Origin of the sequence: Streptomyces sp. AgN23 (assembly GCF_001598115.1) — a bacterium.
In the GTDB taxonomy this organism is placed as follows: domain Bacteria; phylum Actinomycetota; class Actinomycetes; order Streptomycetales; family Streptomycetaceae; genus Streptomyces; species Streptomyces antimycoticus.
Genome location: NZ_CP007153.1, coordinates 4,355,131 through 4,379,404 on the forward strand (window position 1 = coordinate 4,355,131; position 24,274 = coordinate 4,379,404).

Genomic DNA, 24,274 nt, shown 5'->3' on the forward strand with positions numbered 1-24,274 from the left:
TGGGCATTGAACTCAGCAGCCGAGCTAACTTGACATGTCAGTTTCGTAGTATGCAGAGTCCCAGCGGGCCGCACCCGCGCCCGCACTCGAAATGAATCAGGAGCTGTTGACGGTGAAGCCTTTGAACGGGATCGACATCGAGCGGATACAAGCGTTCTCCGACGCGGTCTTCGCCATCGCCATCACGCTCCTCGCCCTGGAGATCACGGTCCCGGAGCATCTCCCCACGGCCGAACTCGGGCACGCGCTGAGGGAGGAGGCGCTCCCGTCCGCTGCCGGATATCTGCTCAGCTTTGTCGTGGTCGGAGCACTGTGGATCTCGCATCACCGGCTGTTCCGGATGACCAAGGTGGTGGACGGCCCGCTGCTCTACCTGGATCTGGCGCTGATGGCCCTCGTCGCCGCCCTGCCGTTTCCGACGAAGATCGTCACGGAGTACCACAGCAGCGCGATGGCGACCTCGCTGTACGCCGGCACGATCGCCATGGCCGCGCTGCTGATCGCGGCGATGGCGACCCGCCTCCTCCGGCGCCCCAGCCTGCGCGACACCGACATTCCGCGCGCTCTGTTCACCCAGTCACTCCAGCACGCGGCGGGTGTCGCGCTCGTCTTCGGAAGCTCGGTGCCGGTGGCGGTGATCATCTCGTCCGACGCGGCGGAGTACTGGTGGCTCCTGGCCGTCCCCGTCCGGTATTGCCTCGGACGGCGCCACATCAGTGCGAGCAAGCATGCGGCGGTCGCGCCGTCCCACCCCACCCCGTGACCACGGAGACGGTGAACTCGGGGCGCTGAGGGCCTTTTGCACATGAGCCGCTTTATCCCCTCATGACGGACGCACGGTGACGCACCCCATACCTCCTCCGTGACCCCCCGCCGACGGAGGCTCCGACTCCGCTCCCCATGCCTCTTCGGGCCTCTTGTCCAAGGCCATGACCAGTGCATATGTTCCGTGCGACCACAGCGGGGAAAGCGCTTGTTCCCGCGTCCGGGCCTTGGGGAGAGGCCGGTGGCGTCGATGCCGGACAGCCTCTTCAACCAGGCGTATTACCCGGGGCTGCTGGCCGACGTCCGGTTCCCTGGACTACAAGGAGTCCGAGATCTACGAGGTGCTGCGCCGCTACCAGGGATATGAGGAGCCCGCGTTCACCGATGCCAGGAAGCGCATGCCCCTCTACTACATCTTCGAGAAGTACAACAGGATGATGCGGTGAGCGAAGAACCTTCCCTGCTGGCGGCCGATTCGGCGGGCGGGCACGACTCGATCCTGCTGCTCTTCATCTGCCTGATCGGGATCATCGTCATCTTCACCCTGATCGGCATACTCGGCTCCGGCGTCTCCCGGCGCACCGGCCGCCGGAAGACCCCGGCCGACTGGCTCGGGGGAATCGCCCTGCTGTCGGTCTGCGCCACCATCGCCCTGTACATCTGGGGCGCACTCCACGTGATGTTCATGGAGAACGCCAATATGCGCGAGGAGTGCGCCGAGGCGGGCGGCGCGGCGAAGGCGGCTCAGGTCGACCGCTATGAAGCGCACTACCTTCCGCTTCGCTTCACCTGCCATCTCGACGAGGGCGGAAGTTACGACGCCGCGGTCCCCGGATACGTCAACCCGGCCATGGCCATCGCCTTCATCATGGCCATCGCCACGGGCGCGGTATCCGTAGTGGCCCGCGACCAGGACCGGTCCACCAGCCCTACCGTCACGAGGGGACGATGAATGAGCGTGTTCGACCCATCCCGTAGGCAGCTGCTCATCCGCTCCGGTGCGCTGGCCGGCGCGGCGGCGCTGGCCTCTCTCCCCGGTTCGGCCCTGCTGGCGACGCCCGCGTACCCCGCGTCCTCGCATTCCAAGACGCCCACCGGCGAGGAGATCCGGAAGGCATACCGCCGCTTCCGGGCCAACCAGGCCCGGGTGCTGACGGGCGGACCGAGCCCCAACGGCTGGGAGATGGAGAAGGCCACCGACGGCGACGGAACCATCTGGTCCCGTCCGGTGCCCGTCACCCCGCTGGAGGGCGTCACCGTCCGCATCGGCGCACCGGAGGCCGTGCTGGTCCATGTGATCCGCCGCTTCCACTACGAGATCGACGAGCTGCGCAAGGGCGATGTGGCGGGCTGGCGCAGCCCCGGCACGGTCCGCAAGGGGCTGCCGGAGGGCAACCTGGCGTCCGGTACGGCGGTCCGGATCCGCCCGGCCACTACCCGCCGGGCGTCAAGGGCGGCTTCTTCCCCCAGCAGGAGGTCGTGCTCCGCGACATCCTCGCCGAGCTCGGCGGCGTGGTCCGCTGGGGCGGGGACGACCGGAAGCCGGACGAGTCGCTCTTCTACCTCGCCGTGAAACCCGGCGATCGGCGGCTGGCCGAGGTCGTGGCCCGGCTGGGCCGCTGGCGCGAGACACCGGGCAGGGGCGCGGGCGCTCCCGTCGACGTCCTCGGGCCGGGGCGCCGTAAGGCGGCGGCGTCCCTGGCACACCGCCAGCGCGCGGCAGCCTGAGCGGCGGACCGCGGGGCGCGTCCATGGAGTGCGCGCCTGGTCGGCGCGGGCCGACCGGGCGCGCGCCCCCAGAGATCGGGGAGCCCCCGGCGCGTGGGGCGCCGAGGGCTCCCTTTGGCGCTCAGCCGCAGGAGGGGCAGGGCGTGCAGCTCCGGACCATGACGTCGTCGATGACCGGCCCGTAGGCGGAGTTGTTCGTGCTGGCGAACGCCAGCGTCGTGGAGCCCCGCGCCACGAAGGTCACCTCCTGGGTCACATAGCCCATGTTCCCGAAAGACTTGCCGGTGATGTCGAAGGTGAAGTTCCGGAAGTTCTGCCCGTCGACCAGGACCGATCCCGTCTTCACGGTGGGACCGCCCGCCGGGTTTCCGGCCAGGGAGTACGTGACCGTGTACCGCTTCCCCGGCACCGTCGTGAAGGTCTGGGCCACCGTGCCGGCGCCCGTACCGTTGAGGTCCACCGACTGGCCCCCCTCGGCCGCCTGCCAGAAGCCGTCCCCGATGTGGTCCACGTTTCCGGATGTGACCTTCCACGGCCCGATGGTCCCCCCGGCCACCACGGTCCCGAACGTGTTGGCCCCCACCGCGGGCGTCTCAAAGCTGCCGTCGTCGAAACGGCTGACGGCGGCGGCCGACGCGGCACCCGCCCCGGTACCGGCCAGCACGCCGGCCACGGCGAGCGACGTGATAAAGATGCGAATAGGCGACATGTTCCCCTCCAGTGCGACACATTCGGCATTGTGCCGAATTGATGGCGTCGCTGAATCTTCCGCACTGGAGACACCCATGCCAGGGTCCACCACCGGCGCACCGTGGTGGGGACCGGGTCGAGCGCGGCTGGTGCGCCGGTCGATCACGCCTAGCCGCCCCTCGAGGAGGGGCCCTTGGGTTGCGCGGCTCGGCCGGGTGCGACGCCGTCTCGCGCCTTCGGCGCATTCGAGCAGCGGGGCAGGGGGTGGGGGCGCGGCCACGTCGCCGAGCGCCGGGCAACCGGATGTGACCGTCGGTGGCGGCTACGGCCTCCCGAGGCAGGGCCGTTGCCGGACCGCCTGCCGGGGGGGGTGGGGCACCCCTCTCGAAACTGTTTGACCAATTAGTTGCTTTAGATCAAGCGTTTTTGGGAGGGGTACCCGGAGGGGTCGCCCTGAGCCCGTCGACCCACACCCCGGATCGGCCCCGACCCTCGGGCACGGAAGCCCGCCACGGCGCCGGCCCCCACGGCCCGGCCCCCACCGGCCCGGCTGCCGGCGGCGAGGCCCCGGCCCCCCATCCCCCGGACCCATGCTCAAAGTCACCTCGCCTCGGTGATCCGCGCCCATACGGTCTTGCCCGGCCCCCTTCGCTCCCTGATGCCCCAGCGATCCGCCACCGCCTCGACCAACATCAGCCCCCTCCCCTCCTCGTCGTCCGACGTGGGCGCCTTCGGCACGGGGCACTTCTCATGGGTGTAACTCACCTCGATCTCCAGGACGCCGCCCCGCTCGTCGTACGCCAGCCACACCGCGAAGTCCCGCCCCGGTACGCGCCCATGGAGCGCCGCGTTGGCCGAGAGCTCGGCCACGACCAGGATCGCCGCGTCATAGCCGCCCACCCCCGGGGTGAGCCCCCACGCGGTGAGCTGGTGCACGGCCAGCAGCCGGGCGAGCCGGGCACCGCGCCGGGTGGCGGAGGAGCAGTACGAGCAACAGGTCGTCGCGCACCTGGCTGGGCAACGCCTGCTCAAGGAGCGGCCGAACACCTCGTTCTGCTTCACCACTGAACAGGCGCTGCTGGAGCGGCACTTCGGCGGCCCGGAGGTGACCAAGGCCCCTCCTCGATCACCTGCTTGAGCAGCAGCGGCGCCGGAACGTGGAGGTCCAGATCATGCCGCTGCGACAGGAGGACCCCCGGCTTCGAAGGACCGATGCGCCTGGCGGAAACGGCGGACCACCGGTGGATCGGCTACGTCGAAGCACATGACTCCCCCGAAGCCTGGGACGCCTTTATCGCACACATCTGACCTGCTCGCGCCGCCGCCGCTAAGCTGTTCGGATCGGAGGTGGCGGTGGCGGCGCACTCGCATTCGCATTCGCATGCGCGGGGGATGACGAACGACATCCAGGAACGCATCAAGCGGCTGATCATCGACCAGCGGCTCCCCTCGGACACCCCGCTGCCCACCGAGACCGAGCTGATGGAGCTGCTCGGCGTCAGCCGCAACTCCGTGCGGGAGGCGCTCAAGGCGTTGCAGGCGATGGGGATCGTGGAGATCCGGCACGGCTTCGGGACGTACGTCGGGCCGATGTCGATGGCGCCGATGATCGAGGGGCTGATCTTCCGTACCGTCGCCGGGCACTACCGGGGCGAGGACAGCCTGCTCCAACTCCTCGAGCTGCGCGAGGCCGTGGAGACGGGGCTGATCGCGCGGCTGGCAGGCCGCATCCCGGAGGCGGATCTCGCCGAGCTGGACGCGGTCGTGCGGCGGATGGAGGCGGAGGCGGCGGAGGGCTCGGTGCGGGCCGAGACCGACCGGGCGTTTCACGCCGCGCTCTACGGGAGCCTGGACAACACGCTGCTGAGCGAGGTGCTGGAGGCGTTCTGGGACGCCTTCCACCGGGTGCGCACCGATCTCGTGGACGTACCGACCGATCCGCGGGTCACCTGCAAGCAGCACCGGGAGATCCTGGAGTCGGTGCGCTCGGGGGACGCCCTACGGGCCGAAGAGGCGATCCGCGACCACTTCGGGAACATCCGCATCCGACTGCGTTCGGCGCAACGCGACTAAGGGGTCCTTGCTCGACGCCCGCCCGGGTCGCGCGGTCTGGCACCCCACCTCGCCGCTTTGCCGAAAAGCCCTGGTAGCTCCGCTACGAGGACTTTCCGGCGCCTTGCGATGCTCCCCCAGCTACCGCTGGGAGGTGGATCGGCGGAAGTCGACTGCGACGCGAAAGGCCGCACTGAAGGGGCCCGGGGCTGTGCCGACGTGCGGATCCCCGCGTAGCAGGGCTTCGCCCATGAACTCCGGGGTCTGGGCGGAGCCCAGTTGTGGAAAGGGGCGGGGAGGGGAATAGCCCGCCGCAGGCGTCACGGCACCTCCCGGATCCATCTTTTCTTCCTGCTGCTCTTCGGCGGGTCGCTCGCCTCTTCCTTCTACTTCGGCCACAGTCATCCAGCGATGACCGTTTGGGCATCAATTGCCCTGGCTGTCACAGCCGCACCGATCATCGCCTGGCGGTGGACCGTCCGCCAGGAGAAACGGAACCCGCAGCCCGCTCTTGGGGGACGATAAGAAGTGAAGTACCGACCGAGTCGCCGCACCCGTCGCTTCGGGATCGGTGCGGCGGCAATCACCGTGCTGGCCGGGATGAACGGCCCGGCTCTCTACCGTTTCAGCTCGGACAAGTACCACGCGTACAAAATCAACCAACCGGAGTACAAGGCGGAGAACGGCCACTGGGATGTGGTCGACGTCCCCCAGCAATACCGGATCAATACAATCCACGCCGCCCTGCTGCATACGGGCAAGGTGCTGCTGGTGGCCGGCTCCGGGAACAACGCCAAGAACTTCGCCGCCAAATCCTTCCGCAGCGTCCTGTGGGATCCGGAGAAGAACACCTTCACCAACATTCCGACCCCCAAGGACCTCTTCTGCTCCGGGCACTCCCAGCTCCCGGACGGAAAGCTGCTGGTGGCGGGCGGCACCCAGCGCTACGAGAAGCTCAAGGGCGATGTCGAGAAGGCGGGCGGACTGATGTTCGTCCACAACGAGGACCCCGACAATCCCAAAACCCTCCCCGCCGGGACCCGCTTCACCGGGAAGGAGAGCGGCAAGACCTTCGTGTCCAAGGACCCGCTTCTCGTTCCGCGCGCGACGAAGAAAACGAACCCCAAGACCAAGAAGGTCACGGTCAGCGCGAGCACGGCACGGGTCTATGTGGAGGCGCTGCGCAAGGGCAGGAAGTACCAGACCGGCACCGAGGACAATTATCGGATCGCCGGACTGAAGGGCAAGGACCGGCAGAACTTCTACGGCATCGCGCAGAAGCTGTCGTTCGACAAGAAGGACTTCCAGGGCATCAAGATGGCCTATGAGTTCGACCCGGTGGCCGAGCGGTACATCCCGGTCGATCCGATGAACGAGGCCCGCTGGTACCCGACGCTGACCGGCCTCCAGGACGGCAAGGTGCTCGCGGTCTCCGGACTGGACGAGATCGGCCAGGTGGTCCCGGGGAAGAACGAGATCTACGACCCCAAGACCAAGAAGTGGAAGTACCTGCCCAAGAAGCGCTTCTTCCCGACGTATCCCGCGCTGTTCCTGACCGGCAAGGGACGGATCTTCTACACCGGCTCAAATGCCGGATACGGCCCGGACGACAAGGGCCGCACCCCCGGCATCTGGGATCTGAAGAGCAACCGGTTCGACGTGGTCCCGGGCATCAGTGACCCGGACGCGCTGGAGACCTCGATGTCCGTGCTGCTGCCGCCCGCACAGGACCAGCGGTACATGGTGCTGGGCGGGGGCGGGGTCGGCGAGGACGCCACGTCCACGGCGAAGACCCGGATCGCCGATCTGCGTGCCGATAAGCCGCGCTTCAGGAACGGGCCGGAGCTGTATGCGAAGGCGCGCTATCCGAGCAGTGTGATCCTGCCCGACGACACCGTCCTGACCACCAACGGCTCGGGCGACTACCGGGGCCGCGGCGACACCAATGTGCTCAAGGCCGAGCTCTACACCCCGAAGACCAACACCGCGCGTCCGGTGGCCGATCCGCTGGTGGGCCGCAACTACCACTCGGGTGCGCTGCTCCTGCCGGACGGCCGGGTCATGACCTTCGGCTCGGACTCGCTCTTCGGCGACAAGGCGAACACCAAGCCGGGTGAGTTCCAGCAGCAGATCGACCTCTACACCCCGCCGTATCTCTTCCGCGACTCCCGTCCGAAGCTCACCGACACCGCGCCCAGGACGGTCAAGCCGGGCAGGAAGTCCACGTACCGGACCGCGCACCCATCGGCGATCACCAGGATGCGGCTGATCCGGCCCGGGTCCTTCACCCATGTGACCAATGTCGAGCAGCGGTCGATCGCGCTCGACTTCACGCGGACGAAGGACGGGGTGACGGTGACGCTGCCGAAGGACGCGTCACTGGTGCCGCCGGGGTGGTACATGCTCAACGCGGTGGACGACCAGGGCACACCGTCGAAGGCGGTGTGGGTAAAGGTGCCCGCGCCCGCGCCCCCGAAGAAGTAACAGCCTTCGGGCCGCCCTTCAGCTGCCCTTGCGGTTGGCGTTACGGGCGAGATCGAGCGCGTACCGGGGCCACCACCGACCCGCGGTGGGACCGCCCTTGCAGGTGCCGTCCGACTCGCCCGGACGCTTGATCCACAGATAGGCGTCGACCAGTTTGTCCCCGGTGTCGGTGGTCGGCCGCTCGCCCAGTGCCCGGCCCTTCGGGTTGCACCATGCCTGCGGGTCGCCCTTACCGGGGGCCGGCCCATTGCCGTTACGACTGGTGTCGATCACGAAGGGCTTGCCGCCGGTCAGCGCGGACAGCCTCTTGCCGTACGCCCTGTTCTCCTGGGTCGTCTGGTAGTTGGAGGTGTTCAGCGCGAAGCCGTCGGCCTTACGGATACCGGCCCGCTTCAGCGGCTCGACCATCCGGCGCGGGTCCTTGATCCAGTGGGGGTTTCCGGCGTCCAGATAGACCTTGGTGCGCGGCAGCCCCTTGAGCTTGTCCACAGCGCCGGTCAGTAAGTCGTACCGCTCCGCGTGGAACTGCTTGGGCGTACAGCCGTCCACCACGTGCGGCAGCGCGTCGGGCTCCAGGATGACCGCCGCCCGGCGGTCGCCGATCCCCCGGACCACCTTGTCCAGCCAGGTGCGATAGGCGTTGCCGTCGGCGGCGCCGCCCTTGGAGTACTGCCCGCAGTCGCGGTGCGGGATGTTGTAGAAGACCAGCAGCGCGTCCCGGTTCACGTGAGCCGCGGCCGCGGTGAACCACCGCGCCTGCCCCTCCGGATCGTCCACCCCGAGCCACTCCGCGACGGGCTGCTCCGCGATCTTCTGTATCAGCCTGGCCTCGCCGTCCGCCCCCTTCTTGCGATACGCCGCCACCTGCCGCGCCGCGCTGCCATCCGGATTCACCCAGTAGGGAACCGTGGACTTGGGCCGCTGCTTCGCCTGCCAGGCGAGGGAGGCATGGTCGCTGTCCCCCTTCGAGGCCCCGAAACACCCGGAGAGCGCCACGAACGACAGCAGCGCCCCAGCGGCGGAGAGAGCGCGGATGCGGGTACGGGCAACGTGCCGCGAACGGCCGGTGCAACTGCCGTACATCCACTCCCCCTTGGGTGCACGCTCCGGGGAACAGGCGGTGATCCCCCGGCGGGACAAGACCGGTCGAATCAATCCTTACACACCACCCCGAACCACCGCGGCCTCATCCACAACCCACCCCGTTTTTCGCCCATACGCCATGACACGGTGCGCTCCGCGGCAGGGATGGCGCCCCGAGCGGGGGTGCGGGGCGCTGTGCCCCAGCGGGGGCGCGGGGGGCCGTGCCCGAGCGGGGATACCAGGCGCCATGCCCCAGCGGGGGCGCGGGGCGCCATGCCCCGAGCGGGGATACCAGGCGCCATGCCCCAGCGGGGGCGCGGGGCGCCATGCCCCGAGCGGGGATACCAGGCGCCATGCCCCAGCGAGGGCGCGGGGCGCCATGCCCCGAGCGGGGATACCAGGCGCCATGCCCCAGCGAGGGCGCCAGGCGCAGTGCCCGAGCGGGAACACCGGGCGCCATGCCCCAGCGAGGGCGCCAGGCGCAGTGCCCGAGCGGGAACACCGGGCGCCATGCCCCAGCGAGGGTCCACGGCGGAGCCCCGAGCAGGGATGCGGGAGGCGGAGCCCCAAGCCGGGGTCTCCGGGGCACAGTCCCGAGCGGCGGCCGGGGCTGAGCCCCAAGCGGGGGCGCGGGGCGCCATGCCCCAGCGGGGGTGCGGGGGGCCGTGCCCGAGCGGGGGTGCGGGGCGCCATGCCCCAGCGGGGGCGCGGGGCGCCATGCCCCAGCGGGGGCGCGGGGCGCCATGCCCCAGCGAGGTGCCGGGCGCTGTGCCCCAGCGAGGTGCCGGGCGCTGTGCCCGAGCGGGGACACCGGGCGCCAGGCCCCAGCGAGGGTCCACGGCGGAGCCCCGAGCAGGGATGCAGGGGGGGCGGAGCCCCAAACGGGGGTGCAGGGGCACAGTCCCGGGCGGGGACAGGAAGGCAGTCCCGGGCGGGGGTGCAGGGCTGAGCCTCAAGCCGGGGGCAGGGGGCGCAGCCCTGGGCGGGGACAGGGGCGCAACCCCGAGCAGAGCCAGGGCGCAGCCCCGGACGGGAGCCAGGGGCGCAGCCCCGGACGGGAGCCAGGGGCGCAATCCCAGGCGGGGGCAGGGGGCGCAGCCCCGAGTGGGGGCAGGGGGCGCAGCCCCGAGTGGGGGCAGGGGGCGCAGCCCCGAGTGGGGGCAGGGGGCGCAGCCACCTGGTTTCGGGGAGGGGCGGGGTGGGGTGGGGGCTTTGCCCGCCGCAGGCGCCCGCACCCGCCCCGAACTAGTGCGCGCTGCGACTGCCGGCCGACACGTTGTGGGCGGAGCCCGTCGTGCCGGTCAGGTAGGCCGAGACGACGACGTTCGCCGTATACGTCCGGGTCGAACGGTCGAACTTCCCTCCGCAGGTGATCAGCCGCAGCTCCGCGCGGTCATGGGACCGCGACCCGTACACCCGTCGCGCGTCGAAGTGCTTCTCCGGCACCACCTCGACGTCCTCGACCGTGAACTCCGCCGTCGTGCCGTCCGATCGCGCGACCCGCACCCGCTCCCCCCGCTTGAGGTCGCTGAGCCCGTGGAAGACCGCCGGTTTGCTCTTCGTGTCCAGGTGGCCGACCAGCAGCGCGGCGCCCGGGGAGCCGGGCTCGGGGCCGGCGCGGTACCAGCCGACCGTGCCGGGGCGGCTGACGGACGGGGGTTTCACCGCTCCGTCGCGGTCGAGGCCGCTGGCGACGATGGGGGCGCGGACCCCCGCCGCCTCGATCACGACCCGCTTCGGCCGGGCGGACGCCAGTGGTGCGTGCGCCGGAGGCAGCGGATGGGCGGACGGGCGTCCGACCGCGGCCACGTCCCCGGTCATCGGCGCCGGACCGCCCGTTCCCTCCGTGGTGTCCCGGCCCCACATCCACAGGCCGAGCAGCAGCGCCACCCAGGCCACCCCGGTGGCCAGCCGTCCGAGTCCGGAGAAGCGATTCCCGTCCACGTACCCGTCCATCTCGGTATCCATGTCCATGGCGATCAGCCCGCCGTACCGGAGGGATGACGGCGGCGGTGGACCGCGAGGCCGCCGACGGCCAGGGCCGTACCGCCCGAGAGCACCAGGCCGTACGCCTCCGCACCGCCGATGCCATCGCGCGCCCGGGCCTCGTCGTGCGCGGTGCCGCCGCCGCCCGCGCGGACAGGGGCGACGGGCGAGGGCGGGCGTTCCACGGCGAGGGAGACCCCGCTCATGCCGCCCTTACCGTCCTCACGCGCCTCACGGTCCTCGCGCGAGAGACTGTCCGCGCAGTCGACGGTGACCCGGTGCGCCCCCTTGGTCGCCGTCGAGCGGATCGTCGCCTCGCTGAAGAGCGCATTCCCCTCCGGCGTCAGCTCCGCGTCGTCCACGAACACCGGTGACGATGCCGTGGCCTCCCGGTCAGGGCAGCCGAAGGCCCAGATCTCGACCTCGGCGCCGGGGGCGAGTGCGTGCGGACTGATCCGGATCGTGGTGGTGACGGAGTGGCGCTGGTCGGCGAGGGCCGGAGCAGCGGCCGTCACCGCCGCGACAGCGGCGCATGCTGCGGTGCAGAGAGTGAGTGCGACGATGCGCATGGTGACAACCTCCCGATACCAAGAGGCTCACGCGCCCGGCAGGGGCCCGCATCCGCTGCGGGCCCCTACTGCGCCATCCGGGGCACAGCGGCCGCCGGTGGGGCGGGCAGGGGGCCCGGCGGATCAGGCAGGGGTGACCGGCGGGTCAGGCGATGCGTTCCACGAGATTCGCGATGGAGTCGACGACCGTGGACGGGCGGTACGGATACCGGTCCACCTCTGCCGCCTTGGTCACCCCGGTGAGCACCAGGAAGGTCTCCATACCGGCCTCGAGCCCGGCCCGGACATCGGTGTCCATCCGGTCGCCGATCATCGCGCTGGTCTCGGAGTGGGCACCGATCGCGTTCAGCCCGGAGCGCATCATCAGCGGATTGGGCTTGCCGACGAAGTACGGCTTCTGGCCGGTCGCCTTGGTGATCAGCGCGGCCACGGAACCGGTAGCGGGCAGCGCACCCTCCGCGGAGGGGCCGATCTCATCGGGGTTGGTGGCGATGAACCGCGCACCGTCGTTGATCAGTCGGATGGCCTTGGTGAGCGCCTCGAAGCTGTACGTACGGGTCTCGCCGAGCACCACATAGTCCGGCTCGACATCCGTGAGGACGTAGCCGATGTCGTGCAGCGCGGTGGTCAGCCCCGCCTCCCCGATCACATACGCGGTGCCGCCGGGGCGCTGCTCATCCAGGAACTGGGCGCTGGCCAGCGCCGACGTCCAGATGTTGGCCACCGGGACGTCCAGCCCGATCCGGGACAGCCGGGCGTGGAGGTCGCGCGGGGTGTAGATGGAGTTGTTGGTGAGCACCAGGAAGGGCGTGCCGGACTCGCGCAGCCGCTTGACGAAGGCGTCGGCACCCGGCACCGGTATCCCCTCATGCATCAGGACACCGTCCATGTCGGTGAGCCATGACTCGATCGGCTTGCGCTCTGCCACTGGTTGCTCTCCGCTCGGAATCGGCCTCTGGCGACGACCTCAGCCTAACCGGGGAAAGTCCCGGGGGGACCGCCCCGTGTCCGGGAGCACAATGCGTTCGCCGTCCGTTCGCGCCGCGTCCCAGCGCGACAGATCCGCACAGGTGTCTGATCCTGAGGGAGGGGCGGATTCCGCCTCCCTGGAACGAGCCGGACCGTAAGGAGGCCGCGATGGGCATGATGGACAAGCTCAAGGGCGCGATCAGCAAGAACCCGGACAAGGCTCGGAAGGGCACTCGTAAGGGGGCCGAGGCCGCTGACAAGAAGACGGGCGGCAAGTACTCGGAGCAGGTCCAGTCCGGCTCGGACAAGATCGACGACGAGCTGCGCCGCCGGGGCGAGGGGCCCCGGGGCCAGTAGCTCGGAGTTGAGGGCGTCGGGGACGTCGGGGCTTCAGGTCCCCGACCGCCGGGATTTCACCACGAGGACGGTGCCGCAGGTCACGAGCGCGGCGCTGATGACGCCGAGCCCCGCGAGCAGGGCGGTGTGACGACCCGTCGCGGCGAGTTCGGGCACCCGCTCGCGCTCGTGGCCGCCGTCCTCCTCATGACGTCCATCGGTGCCGGTGCCGGTGCTGGGGTCGACTCGGGACTCCTGTCCGGGGTCGGTCTCGCCTCCGGGGTCGGTCTCGGCACCCGGATCGGTCTCGGCTCCGGGGTCGGTGCCCAGGTCCGTCCCGGTGCCCAGGTCGGATTCGGCGCTGGGGTCGTCGGTCTCCGCGCCTAGCTCGGTGTCGGTGCCCAGGTCAGTGTCCGTACCGAGGTCGGTGTCGGTGTCCACACCTTCGTCGAGGCCGGTGCCGACGTCGGCGTCCACCTCGGTGTCGGTACCCGCCTCGGTGTCGGCGCCCGTACCGGCGTCGGTGTCCGTACCGGCGTCGGCGTCCGTACCGGCGTCGGTGTCCGAGCCGAGGTCCGCGTCCGCGTCGGTGTCCACGTCCGTGTCGACATCCGCACCCAACTCGGTATCAGTGCCCGTATCCGTCTCGGCATCCGCTCCGGTCCCTGTGTCCGTTTCGGCACTGGGATCGGTGTCGACGTCGGCCTCCGCGCCGACGTCGGCGTCCGCCTCCGCGTCGGCACCAGTGTCGCTGTCGGCACGGGGCGGCACCGTGGCCGGATGGCTCTCCTCATGGCTTGCGCCGGCGCTCGGCGTCCGGCTCGGCGCGGCGGAGGGCCGGGTCTTCTCGGGCGTGCGCGTCGGAACGGCCGTGGGGCTCTTGGAGCGAGTGGTCGGCTGCGGGGCGGGCTTGGTCTCGGTGGCTCCGTCGGTAGCGGCTCCGGCGCCAACACCGGTATCCGTCTCCCTATCCCTGACGGCGCCCGTAGCCGCCCTCGTCCGCGTTCCGGTACCCGCCCCGGCCTCCGTACCCGCCCCGGCCTCCGTACCCGCGCCCGCGCCCGAACCCGAACCCGTGCCCGAAGCCGCCCCCGTCGCCGCCGGGCCGATGTGGAATGCGTAGTCGTTCGACTGCCCCACCCAGTCGCCGTCGTTCGCGCGCCGCTGTACGGCGATGGCGTTGGCCGTCACCGGCCCCTCGGGCGCGTCCTCGGTGAACCGCGTGCGCACCTGCACGTCGACGGTCTTGTGCGCGGGCACGGTGAAGCCCTTGAAATGGCTGTTGTCGAAGACCCCGATGTTCTCGTCCTCGTCCGTCGTCTGGAAGGAGACGGCCCGCCAGGTGGCGCCGCCCTCCGCGGACGGGTCCAGGAACTCGAAACCAATATGGCGGGGCCGCAGTTCACGGGCCTCGTCGATCAGGACGGCGATGGGGTGGATGGCGCGGCACCCGGTGTCCGTGGCGTTGCGCAGTTCGAGGTGCCAGCCGCGCCAGCCGCCGCCCCGGGCGTACTGATCCGGACCATCGCGCAGATGGGCTTCGATCGGGAAGTCGGGGGCGTTCCGGCCCCCGCAGGCGGCGGACTCGGCCTCGGCGGCGTACACCGGGATTCCATAGAGGGCGGGGGCGAACGCGAGCGCGGCCGCCGGAAGGACAGCTCGTAGGGACAGTGCGGTGGGCAAGCGCATGAGTGACCTCTGCTGTGCGGGGTTTCCCCGAGCACTGCGCTACATTCCGCGTCCGCACGCCGACACACCGCACCAGGCCCGGATTGCCCCCGACTGGCGGTCAGGATCCCCCTCGATCAGCCCAGTGCGAACAGCGGTGCGAGGACGAGCCGGGCGGCGCCCTCGACGACGGCCCGCCCGCCCCGCTCCACCACATCCACGGGCACGGTAAGGCGGCTGGCGCGGGCGGAGTCCTCGGCGATCATCGTGGCCACACCGCGAACGTAGGGCTCGGGGTCGGCCAGCACCACCCGGCCGCCCAGCAGCACCCGGTCGATGTCGAGGAGCCGTACGAGGTTGGCCGCGCCGACGCCGAGCAGCCGCGCCGCGTCCGCATGGTCGTCGCGTGCGACGGCGGCGAGGCACAGCGCCTCCAGGCAGCCGCGATTGCCGCATGCGCAGGGCGGACCGTCCAGCTGGATCACCTGATGCCCGAACTCCCCCGCGTCGGTCCGCGCCCCCCGGTAGACCTCCCCGCCGAGCATCAGACCGGCGCCGAGGCCGGTGCCCAGATGGAGATACGCGGCCGATGGGGCGGTCCCGGCGGTCACCAGCCCGAGCGCCGCGGCGTTGGTGTCCTTGTCGAGGACGACGGGCAGGCCGAGCCGCTCGGCGAGCGCGTCGCGCAGCGGGAAGCCGTCCCACTGGGGGAAGCCGGTGACGCGGTGCAGCACGCCGGAGCCGTGGTCGAGCGGTCCGGGCGCGGCGACGCCGACACCGAGCAACCCGCCGCCCAGGCCACCGCCCGCCGCGGCTCCGGTCGCGCCACCCGTCTCCGTACCGGTCTCCGTAAGGCCGGTACAGGCGTCCGCGAGGAGCGCCCTGACCTCGGCGGTGGCCGCCGTGAGCGCCTGCTCCGCCCCCGCGCCGAAGTCGAAGGGCGCCGTACGGGCGGCGACCGGTGTGCCCGCGAGGTCGACGAGAACGGCCGTCAGCTCATCGCGGTCGAGGTGCAGCCCGATCGCATGGCGGGCGCCCGGGACCAGGCGGAGTACGGCGGGCGGTTTGCCGCCGGTCGAGGCGCGCTGACCGGCCTCCACCGCCAGCCCCTCCGTCCTCAGCCGCGCCGTGATCTTGCTGACGGCCTGGGGGGTGAGGCCGGTGTGGCCGGCCAGCTCCGGTCGGCTGACGCCGTCCTCGCCCGCGTCGCGCAGCAGACGCAGGACGAGCGCGGCGTTATGGCTGCGCAGGGCGGTCAGATTGGCTCCGGGCCCGGCCGCCCCCGACATGGTGCTGTTCACCCCTCCATTGTGGCCACCGCTTGCACTTTGGCAACACTGTTGCCAAAGTTGCCTTATGGATGCCATGGATGACAGCAGCACCGTCCGCGTGGGACTGATCGGCTACGGCCTGGCCGGATCCGTCTTCCACGCCCCCTTGATCGCGGCCACCGAGGGACTGGTGCTGGACACCATCGTCACCTCCAGCCCGGAGCGGCAGCGGCAGGCACGCGCCGAGTTCCCCGATGTCCGTCTCGCGGACTCCGCCGATGAGCTGTGGGGCCGGGCGGATGAGCTGGACCTGATCGTCATCGCCTCCCCGAACCGCACCCACGTCCCGCTCGCCCGCGCCGCCGTCGAGGCGGGGCTGCCGGTCGTCGTCGACAAGCCGCTGGCCGCGACCGCCGCCGAGGCCCAGGAGCTGGCCGCGCTCGCCGAGGCCCGCGGACTGCTGCTGAGCGTCTTCCAGAACCGCCGCTGGGACAACGACTTCCTCACCCTCCGCAAGCTGCTCGCCGAGGGCGCGCTCGGCGACGTGCGGCGCTTCGAGTCCCGCTTCGAGCGGTGGCGGCCGCAGCTCAAGGGCGGCTGGCGGGAGTCCGGCGACCCGGCCGAGGCCGGCGGGCTGCTGTACGACCTGGGCAGCCACCTCGTCGACCAGGCGCTCACCCTCTTCGGCCCCGTCGAGTCCGTCTACGCCGAGGTGGATGTGCGCCGTCCCGGGGCGCAGACCGACGATGACACCTTCATCGCCCTCACCCACACCAGCGGGGTCCGCTCCCATCTGTGGATGAGCGCGATCACCGCCCAGCTCGGCCCGCGCTTCCGGGTGCTGGGCAGCGGGTCGGGCTATGTGAAGTACGGTCTCGACCCGCAGGAGGCCGCCCTGCGCGAGGGGCTGCGCCCCGGCGACCCGTCCGCGGAATGGGGCGCCGAGCCGGAGAGCGCATGGGGCCGTCTGGGCGCCGGAGAGTCCCCGCTGACCGGCGGCGGGGTCCCCGTGCCGACCCTCCAGGGCGACTACCCCGCGTACTACGCCGCCGTCGCCGCAGCCCTCCGCGACGGCACCCCGCCGCCGGTCACCGCCGCCGAGGCCGCGGCCGCCCTGCATGTGCTGGAGGCGGCCCGGGTGTCGGCCGCGGAGCGCCGTACCGTCCGGATCGAGGTCCCCGCATGAGCGAGCACGCCGAGCTGATATCCCGCATCGAGGAGCAGGAGCGCCGGCTGCGGCTGCCCCGCTTCGACAACGACGACGCCTGGCGTCTGGGCTGCCTCATCGCCGACCTGGCCCAGGAGCGCGGCGCCGCCGTCACGATCGGCATCCACCGGGCCGGTCAGCGGCTCTTCCACCGCGCCCTGCCGGGCACCTCCCCCGACAACGACGCCTGGCTGGAGCGCAAGTGCCGGGTCGTGGAGCGCTACGGGGCGAGCTCATTCCTCGTCGGCGCCCGCTTCCGCGCCAAGGGCGCCGGCTTCGAGGAGTCCTCCCGCCTCGACCCCGACCGGTACGCCGCGCACGGCGGCGCCTTCCCCCTCCATGTGACGGGCACGGGCGTCATCGGCGCGGTCGCCGTCTCGGGGCTGCCGCAGGCCGAGGACCACGCGCTGGTGGTGGAGGCGCTGGAGCGCTATCTGGCGGCGACGGCCTGACGGCCGCACGGTGGGGCGGCCCCGACGGGCCGCCCGCCCGGCATCCGGCTACGCGTCCTTGAACTCCTGGCGCTGGCGGCCCAGCCCGTCGATCTCGAGCTCGACGACATCGCCGGAGCGGAGGTACGGCTTGGGCTCGGGTCGGCCCATGGCCACGCCCGCCGGGGTACCGGTGTTGATGACATCGCCGGGGTAGAGCGTCATGAACTGGCTGAGGTAGCGGACCACATGGGCCACGCCGAAGATCTGGTTCGCGGTGGTGCCGTCCTGCTTGACCTCGCCGTTGACCCAGAGGCGCAGGCCCAGCGCCTGCGGGTCGGGGATCTCGTCGGCGGTCACCAGCCAGGGGCCGAGGGGGTTGAACGTCTCGCAGTTCTTGCCCTTGTCCCACTGGCCGCCGCGCTCGATCTGGAAGGCGCGCTCGGAGACGTCGTGGGCGATCGCATAGCCCGCGACCGAGGCGAGGGCGGCCTCGTCGGAGTCGAGGTAGCGGGCGGTGCGGCCGATGACGACGGCGAGTTCGACCTCCCAGTCGGTCTTCACGCTGCCGCGCGGGACGAGGACCGTGTCATCGGGGCCGACGACCGTGTCCGGGGCCTTCATGAAGATGATGGGCTCTTCGGGGGCGCTGGCGCCGGTCTCGGCGGCGTGGTCGTGGTAGTTCAGCCCGATGCACACGATCTTGCCGATACTGCCGAGCGGCGGGCCGATGCGCACTCCGCCGTCCTCGATCACCGGCAAGGCGTCGTCGCCCTCGGCGGCCGCCGCCGCGCGCAGCCGCGCGAGGGCGACCTCGTCGGCGAGGAGGGCGCCGTCGATGTCCGGGACCAGGGCGGACAGGTCGCGCAAGGTGCCGTTCTGATCGAGCAGCGCGGGGCGCTCCGCGCCCGCCGGTCCGACTCGCAGCAGTTTCATCCCAAGGCTCCCGAGGTCACAGGCCGGTGCGAGGCGCCTTCCGGCTGATCGATCCTCCCTTCAGGGGCATCCAGCCCGCAAGACCTCATTCACGGACTGGGACAGCGGTTTCGCTCGTGACTTCGACGGGTGCCGTTGTGGGCGCCGTTGGGGCCCCGCCACGGGTGCCGCCGTGGGTGCCGCCACGGGTCCGTCATGGGTGCCGCCACGGGTGCCGTCATCCGCGGTGCAGCAGGGCCCGCTCCACCGCCGTCCAGGTGGTGCTGGTCGCCAGGTACAGCGCCGCCGCCAGCGGGACCACGGCGGCGGTGACGAGGGTGCCGAACGACAGCAGCGGCAGCGCCCGGGCCACTCCGGGCGCCCCGGGGACGGTCGTCCTACGGGCGCGGAGGTACGTCCAGGTCGCCACGGCCGCGATCAGCGCGAAGAGCCCGAGGTAGACCAGGCCCGGCGCACCGCTGAGCGCCCCGCCCCACCGGTCGCCGAGCGGGGCCCCGGCGAGGGTGTGGTCGAGGAGGTCTCCGGCGCCGCTGCCGGTGGAGAACACGTGGTACATGACGAAGAAGACCGGAAGCTGGGCGAGCGCCGGGAGACAGCCCGCCAGCGGTGACGCGCCCTCCTTCGCCCGCAGCTCCGCCATGGCGCGCCGCAGCCGCTCGGGGTCGCCCTTGTGCTTGCGGCTCAGCTCCGTGAGCTTCGGCGCGAGCGCGGCCCGCGCCTTCTCACCGCGCACCGCGGCACGGGCGAGGGGATGCAGTGCCGCGCGGACGCACAGCGTGAACAGGACGATGGCGGCCGCCGCCGCGGACGCGCCGAAGAGCGGGTCGAGGCCGCCCGCCATGGTGGTCAGCAGGGAGCCGAGGGAAGAGAAAAGGGACATGGGAGCCCTCCGCGGGTCTCGTCGTGCCGGAGTGAGGAAGACATCGGCGTGACGAGCCGCATGGCGCGACGGTACGGATCGGCCTGGCCGGACGAGGAGTGCGGACCGTGGGCCCGACGGGGGCTTCCGGGACCAACGCCCCGGATCCCGCTCCTCAAACGCCGGAGAGGCTGAAGGTGGTGCGCCTACGCGGCCGTCGGCAGCCGACGGCCCGGTGCTCGCGGCCTCGGACGTCCGGAGGCGTCGGGATCCCGCTGGGGCAGGAACGCCGTACGGCGCTCGCGGTCCCGTATCGCGGTGCGAATCCGCCCGGCGGGGGCGGGTATTCGGCCGCGGGAGGCAAGGATCGCGCAGGTGAGCAGCGCCGTGGCGACGGCGGCCGTGGCCGCCACGGTGGTGGCGAGGGCGACGGCGCTGACGGCCCCGCTCTGCGCCAGCAGAACCCCGGTCAGCAGAAACAGGCAGACGCCCAGCTGCATGCGCAGCGCTTCGAGTCGTCGCGACACCGTCACACCCCCTCTCCCGGCCGGTCTCCCCACCTGGCTCCGCCAGTCTAGTGGCCCCCGCTGACAGCCCGTGGGGCGGCGGCCCGCAGCCGGGCCCAGACCACCAGGCGGTAGCGGGAGGTGAATTCGGGGGTGCAGGTCGTCAGCGTGAGGTAGTAGCCCGGTTCGGTGTAGCGGTAGCGCGGATGGGCGGAGCTGTACGGCACCCGGGCGATCACCGTGCCGTCGGCGGGCGAGGTGCGCGGCAGGGTGCGCTCGACCGTGTACGTGTAGCGGGCGTCGGCGGTGTCGATGCGCACCGTGTCGCCGGGGCGCACCTCGTCCAGCTGCCGGAAGGGCTCGCCGTGGGTGTTGCGGTGGCCCGCTAGGGCGACGTTGCCCGCCTGGCCCGGCTGGGCGGTCCGCGGATAGTGGCCCACGTACCCCTTGTTGAGCACCGCCGCCCGGCTGATGCCCTCGGCGATGGGCACCGTAAGGCCGATGCGCGGGATCCGGAGCACGGCGTACGCCTGGTCCCGGCGCGGCCCCTGGCCCCCGCCCCCAGTCGCCCGGTCACGGTCGTGTCCGTCCCCCCGAGGGGATTCGGAGGGTCGCGTCGCCCCCGGCGCCGGCGTGGCGGACTCGGCGGCCCCGTCGCGCCATTGCCGCTCCAGTACGCCCACCTCGTGCCGTGCGCCGGCCCTCGCCTGCCGGTTGGTCCACCACAGCTGGTGGACGACCAGGAGCAGCACCACGACCCCGAGGGTGACGGCGAGTTCACCGGCCGTCCACAGCCCCCGGGCGAGCACGGCCCGCCCTCCACGACGTCGCACGCGCGCACCATAGGCCAGGCCGCGCGCACCTGCCAGAGACAGGGCGCGGCTATCCGCCCAGCGCCCGCGAGACCGTATAGATCACCAGCCCGGCCAGGGCACCCACCACCGTGCCGTTGATCCGGATGAACTGCAGATCCCGGCCGATATGGGCCTCGATCTTCCGGGAGGTGTGCTCCGCGTCCCAGCCCGCCACCGTCTCGGTGATCAGCGAGGTGATCTCGTCCCGATACGTCGTCACCACATAGACGGCGGCGTCCTCCAGCCAGCCGTCGACCTTGGCCCGCAGCCGTTGGTCCGTCACCATCCGCCCGCCCAGCGACAGAACCGCCGCCCGCGCCCGCTGCCGCAGCTCGCTGCGCTCGTCCTCGGCCGCCGTGACGATCATCGCCCGGACCGAGGCCCAGGCCGTGGCGATGATGTCCTGGACGTCCCCGCGCCCCAGCACCTCGCTCTTCACCCGCTCCACCCGCGCCCGGGTGTCGGTGTCGGACTGCAGATCCCCGGCGAAGTCGGTGAGGAAGCGGTCCAGGGCGCCGCGCGCCGGATGGGCGGGCATATCGCGCATCTCGGTGACGAAGCGCAGCAGTTCCTTGTAGACGCGGTCGCCGACCTTGCGGTCCACGAACCGCGGCGTCCAGCCGGGGGCGCCGCCGGCCACCGCCTGCATCACCGAGTCGTTGTGCTCCACCAGCCAGTCGTGGGCGCGCAGGCAGACCAGGTCCACGGCGCGGCGGTGGCCGCCCTCCGCGACAACGCGCTCCAGCAGCTTGCCCAGGCCCGGCGCGACCTCCTGGGCGTCCGCCCGGCGGGTGATCGCCTCGCCCACCACCGCCTGCACATCGGAGTCGCGCAGCACCGTGAGCGCGCCGCGCAGCGCGGTCGCCAGCTCGGCCGTCACCCGCTCGGCATGCTCGGGCTGGACGAGCCAGGTGCCGAGCCGGCCGCCGATGCCGACCGCGCGCAGCCGCATCCGTACGACGTCCCCGGAGAGGAAGTTCTCCCCGACGAACTCCCCAAGGCTGGCCCCGAGCTGGTCCTTCTTGGTGGGGATGATCGCCGTATGGGGGATGGGCAGCCGCATGGGCCGCCGGAAGAGCGCGGTGACCGCGAACCAGTCGGCCAGGGCGCCCACCATGCCCGCCTCGGCGGCCGCGGCGACATAGCCGGGCCAGCCGTCGACACCGGAGGAGCGCGCCCAAGTGGCGAGCACGTACACCAGTGCGACCCCGATCAGCATGCCGGTGGCGAGCGCCTTCATCCGGCGCACTCCGCGCCGCCGCTCCACGTCCAGCGGGCTGTCCGTGACAAAGGGCACAGCCGCGCCCCGAGGCGGCGGGGCCGCTGTCTCACCAGTCGTTCTTCGCTCCATACGCTCCACCCGGTCGGCCCGTCCCCTCACGCATTGTCTCTTTCCGGTCTCAGTCGCCCATGGGTGGAACGAACGGTGAGTTCCCGTCGTCTGTCCGGGGGAGCGACCCAGCACATTGGGGGCAGGCCGACAGGCGGAGCCGGGTCCCACCGTGGGATCATGAGTCACCGACCGGACCGCATCGGCGCTGCCGGATACCACCCGCCGTTCCCGTCCACTTCCGGAGCCTCGGGCTCCGTCCGCCCGAGGAGACAACCCGCTCATGAGCATGCCCCCAATGCCCAGACGCACGGGGTATGCCGTGCTCGCTGCGCTGGCGGCTGTGGTGATCCTCGTCTCCACCGCGATATTCATCGGGCTCGGTGGCGACACGGGCGGTACGGACCCCCGTGCGCAGGGTGCCCGCGGCTCGGCCGACCCGGCCTCGGCCGGGTCCTGGGTGGGCACCTGGTCCACCTCGGCCGCGGCCGCCGAGCCGCGGACGCTGCGCGGCCTGTCGGGCATGTCGATACGGAACGTGGTGCACACCACCATCGGCGGCACCAGCGCCCGTATCCAGCTCTCCAACTTCTACAGCAGCCGTCCGCTGACGATCACGCATGCCTCGCTGGCGGTGGCCGCCGCGCCCAGCAACCCCACCGCGGCGACCGGCACCATGCGCCGCCTCACCTTCAACAACCGCTCCTGGGTGACGATCCCGCCCGGTAAGGCCGTCACCAGCGACCCGGCGCGACTCGCCGTCCCGGACTCGGCCGATCTGCTGGTCACCACCTACACCCCGCAGGCGTCCGGCTCCGTCACCTACCATCCGCACGCCCGGCAGACGTCGTACCTGGCGCGGGGCGACCGTACGGAGGACACGGCGGGCGCCGCCTACACCCAGCAGAGCCCGTACTGGCGCTATCTGACCGGCGTGGACGTGTGGTCCAAGCAGGCCGAGGGCGCGGTCGCGGTGCTGGGCGACTCGATCACCGACGGCATCACCTCCACCGCCGGGGCCAACCACCGGTGGACCGACTTCCTCTCCGAGCGGCTGCGCAGCGAGCCCGGCGCGCCTCGCTTCGGCGTGCTCAACCAGGGCATCAGCGGCAACCGCGTGCTGAGCGACGGCACGCAGTACCCGCCCAACAACCCCAGCGGGCTCTCCCGCTTCAACCGCGATGTGCTGTCCCGTACGGGCGTCAAGGCCGTAATCGTCGAACTGGGCGTCAACGACATACTCCGCATCCCCCACGAGACCGACCCCAACCGGATCGTGTGGGGCCTGAAGCGGCTGACCGAACAGGCCCACGCCCGGGGCCTGCGGGTCGTCGGAGCCACCCTGACGCCCTTCTACGGGCACCGCGGCTACACCCCCCAGCTCGACGCCGTACGCGAGCGGGTCAACGCGCAGATCCGCGCCGGGAGGGTCTTCGACGAGGTCGTGGACTTCGACAAGGCGCTGCGCGACCCGATCAGCCCGCTGCGGCTGCGCCCGATGTATGACTCGGGCGACCATCTGCACCCGAGCGACAACGGCTACCGGGCGATGGCGCGGGCGCTGGACCTGGACCACCTACGGGGCCGCACGGCGGCCGAGCTCTAGCCGCAAGCTCAGCCGGGGCCAGCCGGAGCCTCTTCAGAGGCCCCGCAAAAGCCCTAGTAGTCGTCGCGGCGGCGTTCCTTCTCCAGGGACAGCCGGCGCTCCTCCCGCTCCTCATGGCGCTCATCGCGCCGTGCGCCCCGCAGTTCCCGGCGCTCGGCGCGCAGCTCGTTCCTGCGCTCGGCCTTCACCCGGCGGCGCTCCTCCTTGAGGCGCTTGTGCTCCTCCTTACGGAGCTTGCGCTCGACGCCGACCCCGCCGAAGAGCGCGAGGCCGGTGACGGTCACCCGCGGTGCGCCGGGCTCGCCCTCGCCCCCTCCGCCGTGGTCGAAGCCGCCCATGATGCCGATGCCGCTGACATGCGTGTCGACGCCCGGCTCCACGGTGATCTGAACGCCGCCCATCAGGGCGAAGCAGCGGATGACGACCTCGCGGTCCTCGAAGCGGGCCTCGCGCAGATCGATCTCACCGCCGCCCATGAGGGTGAACGCGGTGAAGCGGCGCGGCACGGTCCAGGCGCCCTTGCGCTGGAAGCCGCCCATGATCGCGATCCCCATGCGGGACGTCGGGGTGCCGCCGATCCGCTCCCTCCAGCCGGTGGGATCGGCCGGGGTCGGCGGGGCGGGAGCGACGCTGCCGGGCACCGGGAGGTCCCGTACCAGCGGCTCCAACTCGCCATGGGTGCGCGCCGTGTAGGCCGCGTTCAGCCGCTCGTCGAACTCCTCCATGTCCAGGCGGCCTTCGGCGACGGCGTCGCGGAGGACCTCCGCGATCCGCTCACGCTCGGCGTCGGAAGCCCGCATCCCGGCCGGGTCCGGTAGGTCGGGGCTCGCCCCCTGGGGAGAACCAGCGCTCGTCATACGGACAGACTAACGGCGGGCACCGGCCGTGGCCCGTATCTCGCACGCGGGTGCCGCCCCCGATCTGTCGCCCGCGTACCGGCCCCA

General features: G+C 71.6%; 23 protein-coding genes and 2 pseudogenes. 11 read left to right on the plus strand and 14 right to left on the minus strand.

The features are described 5' to 3' along the window. Positions 1-112: 112 nt before the first annotated feature. From AS97_RS18680 to AS97_RS18690, 3 genes and pseudogenes are all read left to right on the plus strand, one after another. Positions 113-763 (plus strand): TMEM175 family protein, encoded by a 651-nt coding sequence (locus AS97_RS18680; RefSeq protein ID WP_210565309.1) that lies wholly within the window; start codon positions 113-115, stop codon positions 761-763. Between the two features lie 444 nt (positions 764-1,207). Further along, the gene (locus AS97_RS18685; protein ID WP_210565310.1) at positions 1,208-1,717 is read left to right on the plus strand and encodes a hypothetical protein; all 510 of its coding nucleotides are present in this window, start codon (positions 1,208-1,210) and stop codon (positions 1,715-1,717) included. Next, a pseudogene (locus AS97_RS18690) lies at positions 1,718-2,493 on the plus strand (hypothetical protein). It begins immediately after the preceding gene. Between the two features lie 121 nt (positions 2,494-2,614). Here AS97_RS18690 and AS97_RS18695 read toward each other — a convergent pair. Then, positions 2,615-3,202 carry a choice-of-anchor C family protein gene (locus AS97_RS18695; protein ID WP_210565311.1) on the minus strand — a complete coding sequence of 196 codons (588 nt, stop codon included), beginning with the start codon at positions 3,200-3,202 and terminating at the stop codon, positions 2,615-2,617. Between the two features lie 581 nt (positions 3,203-3,783). Further along, positions 3,784-4,128, minus strand: a complete 345-nt coding sequence (locus AS97_RS18700; protein ID WP_247204816.1) for an ATP-binding protein — start codon at positions 4,126-4,128, stop codon at positions 3,784-3,786. Here AS97_RS18700 and AS97_RS47425 point away from each other — a divergent pair. The 4 genes and pseudogenes from AS97_RS47425 to AS97_RS18710 all read left to right on the plus strand — a co-directional run bounded on the left by AS97_RS47425 (position 4,106) and on the right by AS97_RS18710 (position 7,719). Next, positions 4,106-4,321 (plus strand): hypothetical protein, encoded by a 216-nt coding sequence (locus tag AS97_RS47425; RefSeq protein WP_247204890.1) that lies wholly within the window; start codon positions 4,106-4,108, stop codon positions 4,319-4,321. The two genes, AS97_RS18700 and AS97_RS47425, sit on opposite strands and share 23 nt — an antisense overlap. A 254-nt stretch (positions 4,322-4,575) precedes the next feature. Next, positions 4,576-5,256, plus strand: a complete 681-nt coding sequence (locus AS97_RS18705; protein WP_059148490.1) for a FadR/GntR family transcriptional regulator — start codon at positions 4,576-4,578, stop codon at positions 5,254-5,256. A gap of 303 nt (positions 5,257-5,559) precedes the next feature. Next, positions 5,560-5,760, plus strand: a pseudogene (locus AS97_RS47430) (glycosyl transferase); the annotation flags it as partial. A 3-nt stretch (positions 5,761-5,763) separates the two neighbouring features. Further along, positions 5,764-7,719 carry a kelch motif-containing protein gene (locus tag AS97_RS18710; RefSeq protein WP_210565312.1) on the plus strand — a complete coding sequence of 652 codons (1,956 nt, stop codon included), beginning with the start codon at positions 5,764-5,766 and terminating at the stop codon, positions 7,717-7,719. A gap of 18 nt (positions 7,720-7,737) precedes the next feature. On the opposite strand, the gene AS97_RS18715 is transcribed toward AS97_RS18710, so the two are convergent. The 4 genes from AS97_RS18715 to AS97_RS18730 all read right to left on the minus strand — a co-directional run bounded on the left by AS97_RS18715 (position 7,738) and on the right by AS97_RS18730 (position 12,285). Next, a complete protein-coding gene (locus AS97_RS18715) occupies positions 7,738-8,802 on the minus strand; it encodes a glycoside hydrolase family 6 protein (RefSeq protein WP_210565313.1) in 1,065 nt (354 codons plus the stop codon). 1,245 nt (positions 8,803-10,047) lie between these two features. Further along, complete coding sequence (locus AS97_RS18720; protein ID WP_210565314.1) at positions 10,048-10,776, minus strand: class F sortase; 729 nt, start codon at positions 10,774-10,776, stop codon at positions 10,048-10,050. 5 nt (positions 10,777-10,781) lie between these two features. Continuing rightward, positions 10,782-11,357: a hypothetical protein gene (locus AS97_RS18725; protein WP_210565315.1), complete on the minus strand. Its 576-nt coding sequence runs from the start codon at positions 11,355-11,357 to the stop codon at positions 10,782-10,784. Between the two features lie 145 nt (positions 11,358-11,502). After that, a complete protein-coding gene (locus AS97_RS18730) occupies positions 11,503-12,285 on the minus strand; it encodes an HAD-IIA family hydrolase (RefSeq protein WP_059144445.1) in 783 nt (260 codons plus the stop codon). 209 nt (positions 12,286-12,494) lie between these two features. Between AS97_RS18730 and AS97_RS18735 the strand changes: the two genes are divergently transcribed. Further along, the gene (locus AS97_RS18735; protein ID WP_059144446.1) at positions 12,495-12,683 is read left to right on the plus strand and encodes an antitoxin; all 189 of its coding nucleotides are present in this window, start codon (positions 12,495-12,497) and stop codon (positions 12,681-12,683) included. 33 nt (positions 12,684-12,716) lie between these two features. Here AS97_RS18735 and AS97_RS18740 read toward each other — a convergent pair whose 3' ends face one another. Further along, entirely contained in the window at positions 12,717-14,351 is a 1,635-nt protein-coding gene (locus AS97_RS18740) for a hypothetical protein (RefSeq protein ID WP_210565316.1), read from the minus strand. A gap of 116 nt (positions 14,352-14,467) precedes the next feature. Continuing rightward, the gene (locus AS97_RS18745; protein ID WP_059144554.1) at positions 14,468-15,619 is read right to left on the minus strand and encodes an ROK family transcriptional regulator; all 1,152 of its coding nucleotides are present in this window, start codon (positions 15,617-15,619) and stop codon (positions 14,468-14,470) included. Between the two features lie 67 nt (positions 15,620-15,686). Here AS97_RS18745 and AS97_RS18750 point away from each other — a divergent pair, with 67 nt between their 5' ends. Continuing rightward, complete coding sequence (locus tag AS97_RS18750; protein ID WP_210565317.1) at positions 15,687-16,787, plus strand: Gfo/Idh/MocA family oxidoreductase; 1,101 nt, start codon at positions 15,687-15,689, stop codon at positions 16,785-16,787. Then, positions 16,784-17,260: a heme-degrading domain-containing protein gene (locus tag AS97_RS18755; protein WP_125759998.1), complete on the plus strand. Its 477-nt coding sequence runs from the start codon at positions 16,784-16,786 to the stop codon at positions 17,258-17,260. The genes AS97_RS18750 and AS97_RS18755 overlap by 4 nt, the downstream gene beginning before the upstream one ends. 48 nt (positions 17,261-17,308) lie before the next feature. On the opposite strand, the gene AS97_RS18760 is transcribed toward AS97_RS18755, so the two are convergent. From AS97_RS18760 to AS97_RS18780, 5 genes are all read right to left on the minus strand, one after another. Continuing rightward, complete coding sequence (locus tag AS97_RS18760; protein WP_059144450.1) at positions 17,309-18,175, minus strand: fumarylacetoacetate hydrolase family protein; 867 nt, start codon at positions 18,173-18,175, stop codon at positions 17,309-17,311. A 217-nt stretch (positions 18,176-18,392) separates the two neighbouring features. After that, the gene (locus AS97_RS18765; protein WP_059144451.1) at positions 18,393-19,055 is read right to left on the minus strand and encodes a membrane protein insertase YidC; all 663 of its coding nucleotides are present in this window, start codon (positions 19,053-19,055) and stop codon (positions 18,393-18,395) included. A 185-nt stretch (positions 19,056-19,240) separates the two neighbouring features. Next, positions 19,241-19,534: a DUF6412 domain-containing protein gene (locus tag AS97_RS18770; RefSeq protein WP_210567236.1), complete on the minus strand. Its 294-nt coding sequence runs from the start codon at positions 19,532-19,534 to the stop codon at positions 19,241-19,243. Between the two features lie 74 nt (positions 19,535-19,608). Beyond that, positions 19,609-20,373: a class E sortase gene (locus AS97_RS18775; protein WP_086710316.1), complete on the minus strand. Its 765-nt coding sequence runs from the start codon at positions 20,371-20,373 to the stop codon at positions 19,609-19,611. A 49-nt stretch (positions 20,374-20,422) separates the two neighbouring features. Continuing rightward, positions 20,423-21,634 (minus strand): DUF445 domain-containing protein, encoded by a 1,212-nt coding sequence (locus AS97_RS18780; RefSeq protein ID WP_247204817.1) that lies wholly within the window; start codon positions 21,632-21,634, stop codon positions 20,423-20,425. Between the two features lie 388 nt (positions 21,635-22,022). Between AS97_RS18780 and AS97_RS18785 the strand changes: the two genes are divergently transcribed. After that, positions 22,023-23,330 carry an SGNH/GDSL hydrolase family protein gene (locus AS97_RS18785; RefSeq protein ID WP_059144454.1) on the plus strand — a complete coding sequence of 436 codons (1,308 nt, stop codon included), beginning with the start codon at positions 22,023-22,025 and terminating at the stop codon, positions 23,328-23,330. A gap of 53 nt (positions 23,331-23,383) precedes the next feature. Here AS97_RS18785 and AS97_RS18790 read toward each other — a convergent pair whose 3' ends face one another. Then, the gene (locus AS97_RS18790) at positions 23,384-24,187 is read right to left on the minus strand and encodes a DUF1707 domain-containing protein (RefSeq protein WP_247204415.1); all 804 of its coding nucleotides are present in this window, start codon (positions 24,185-24,187) and stop codon (positions 23,384-23,386) included. Positions 24,188-24,274 lie beyond the last annotated feature (87 nt).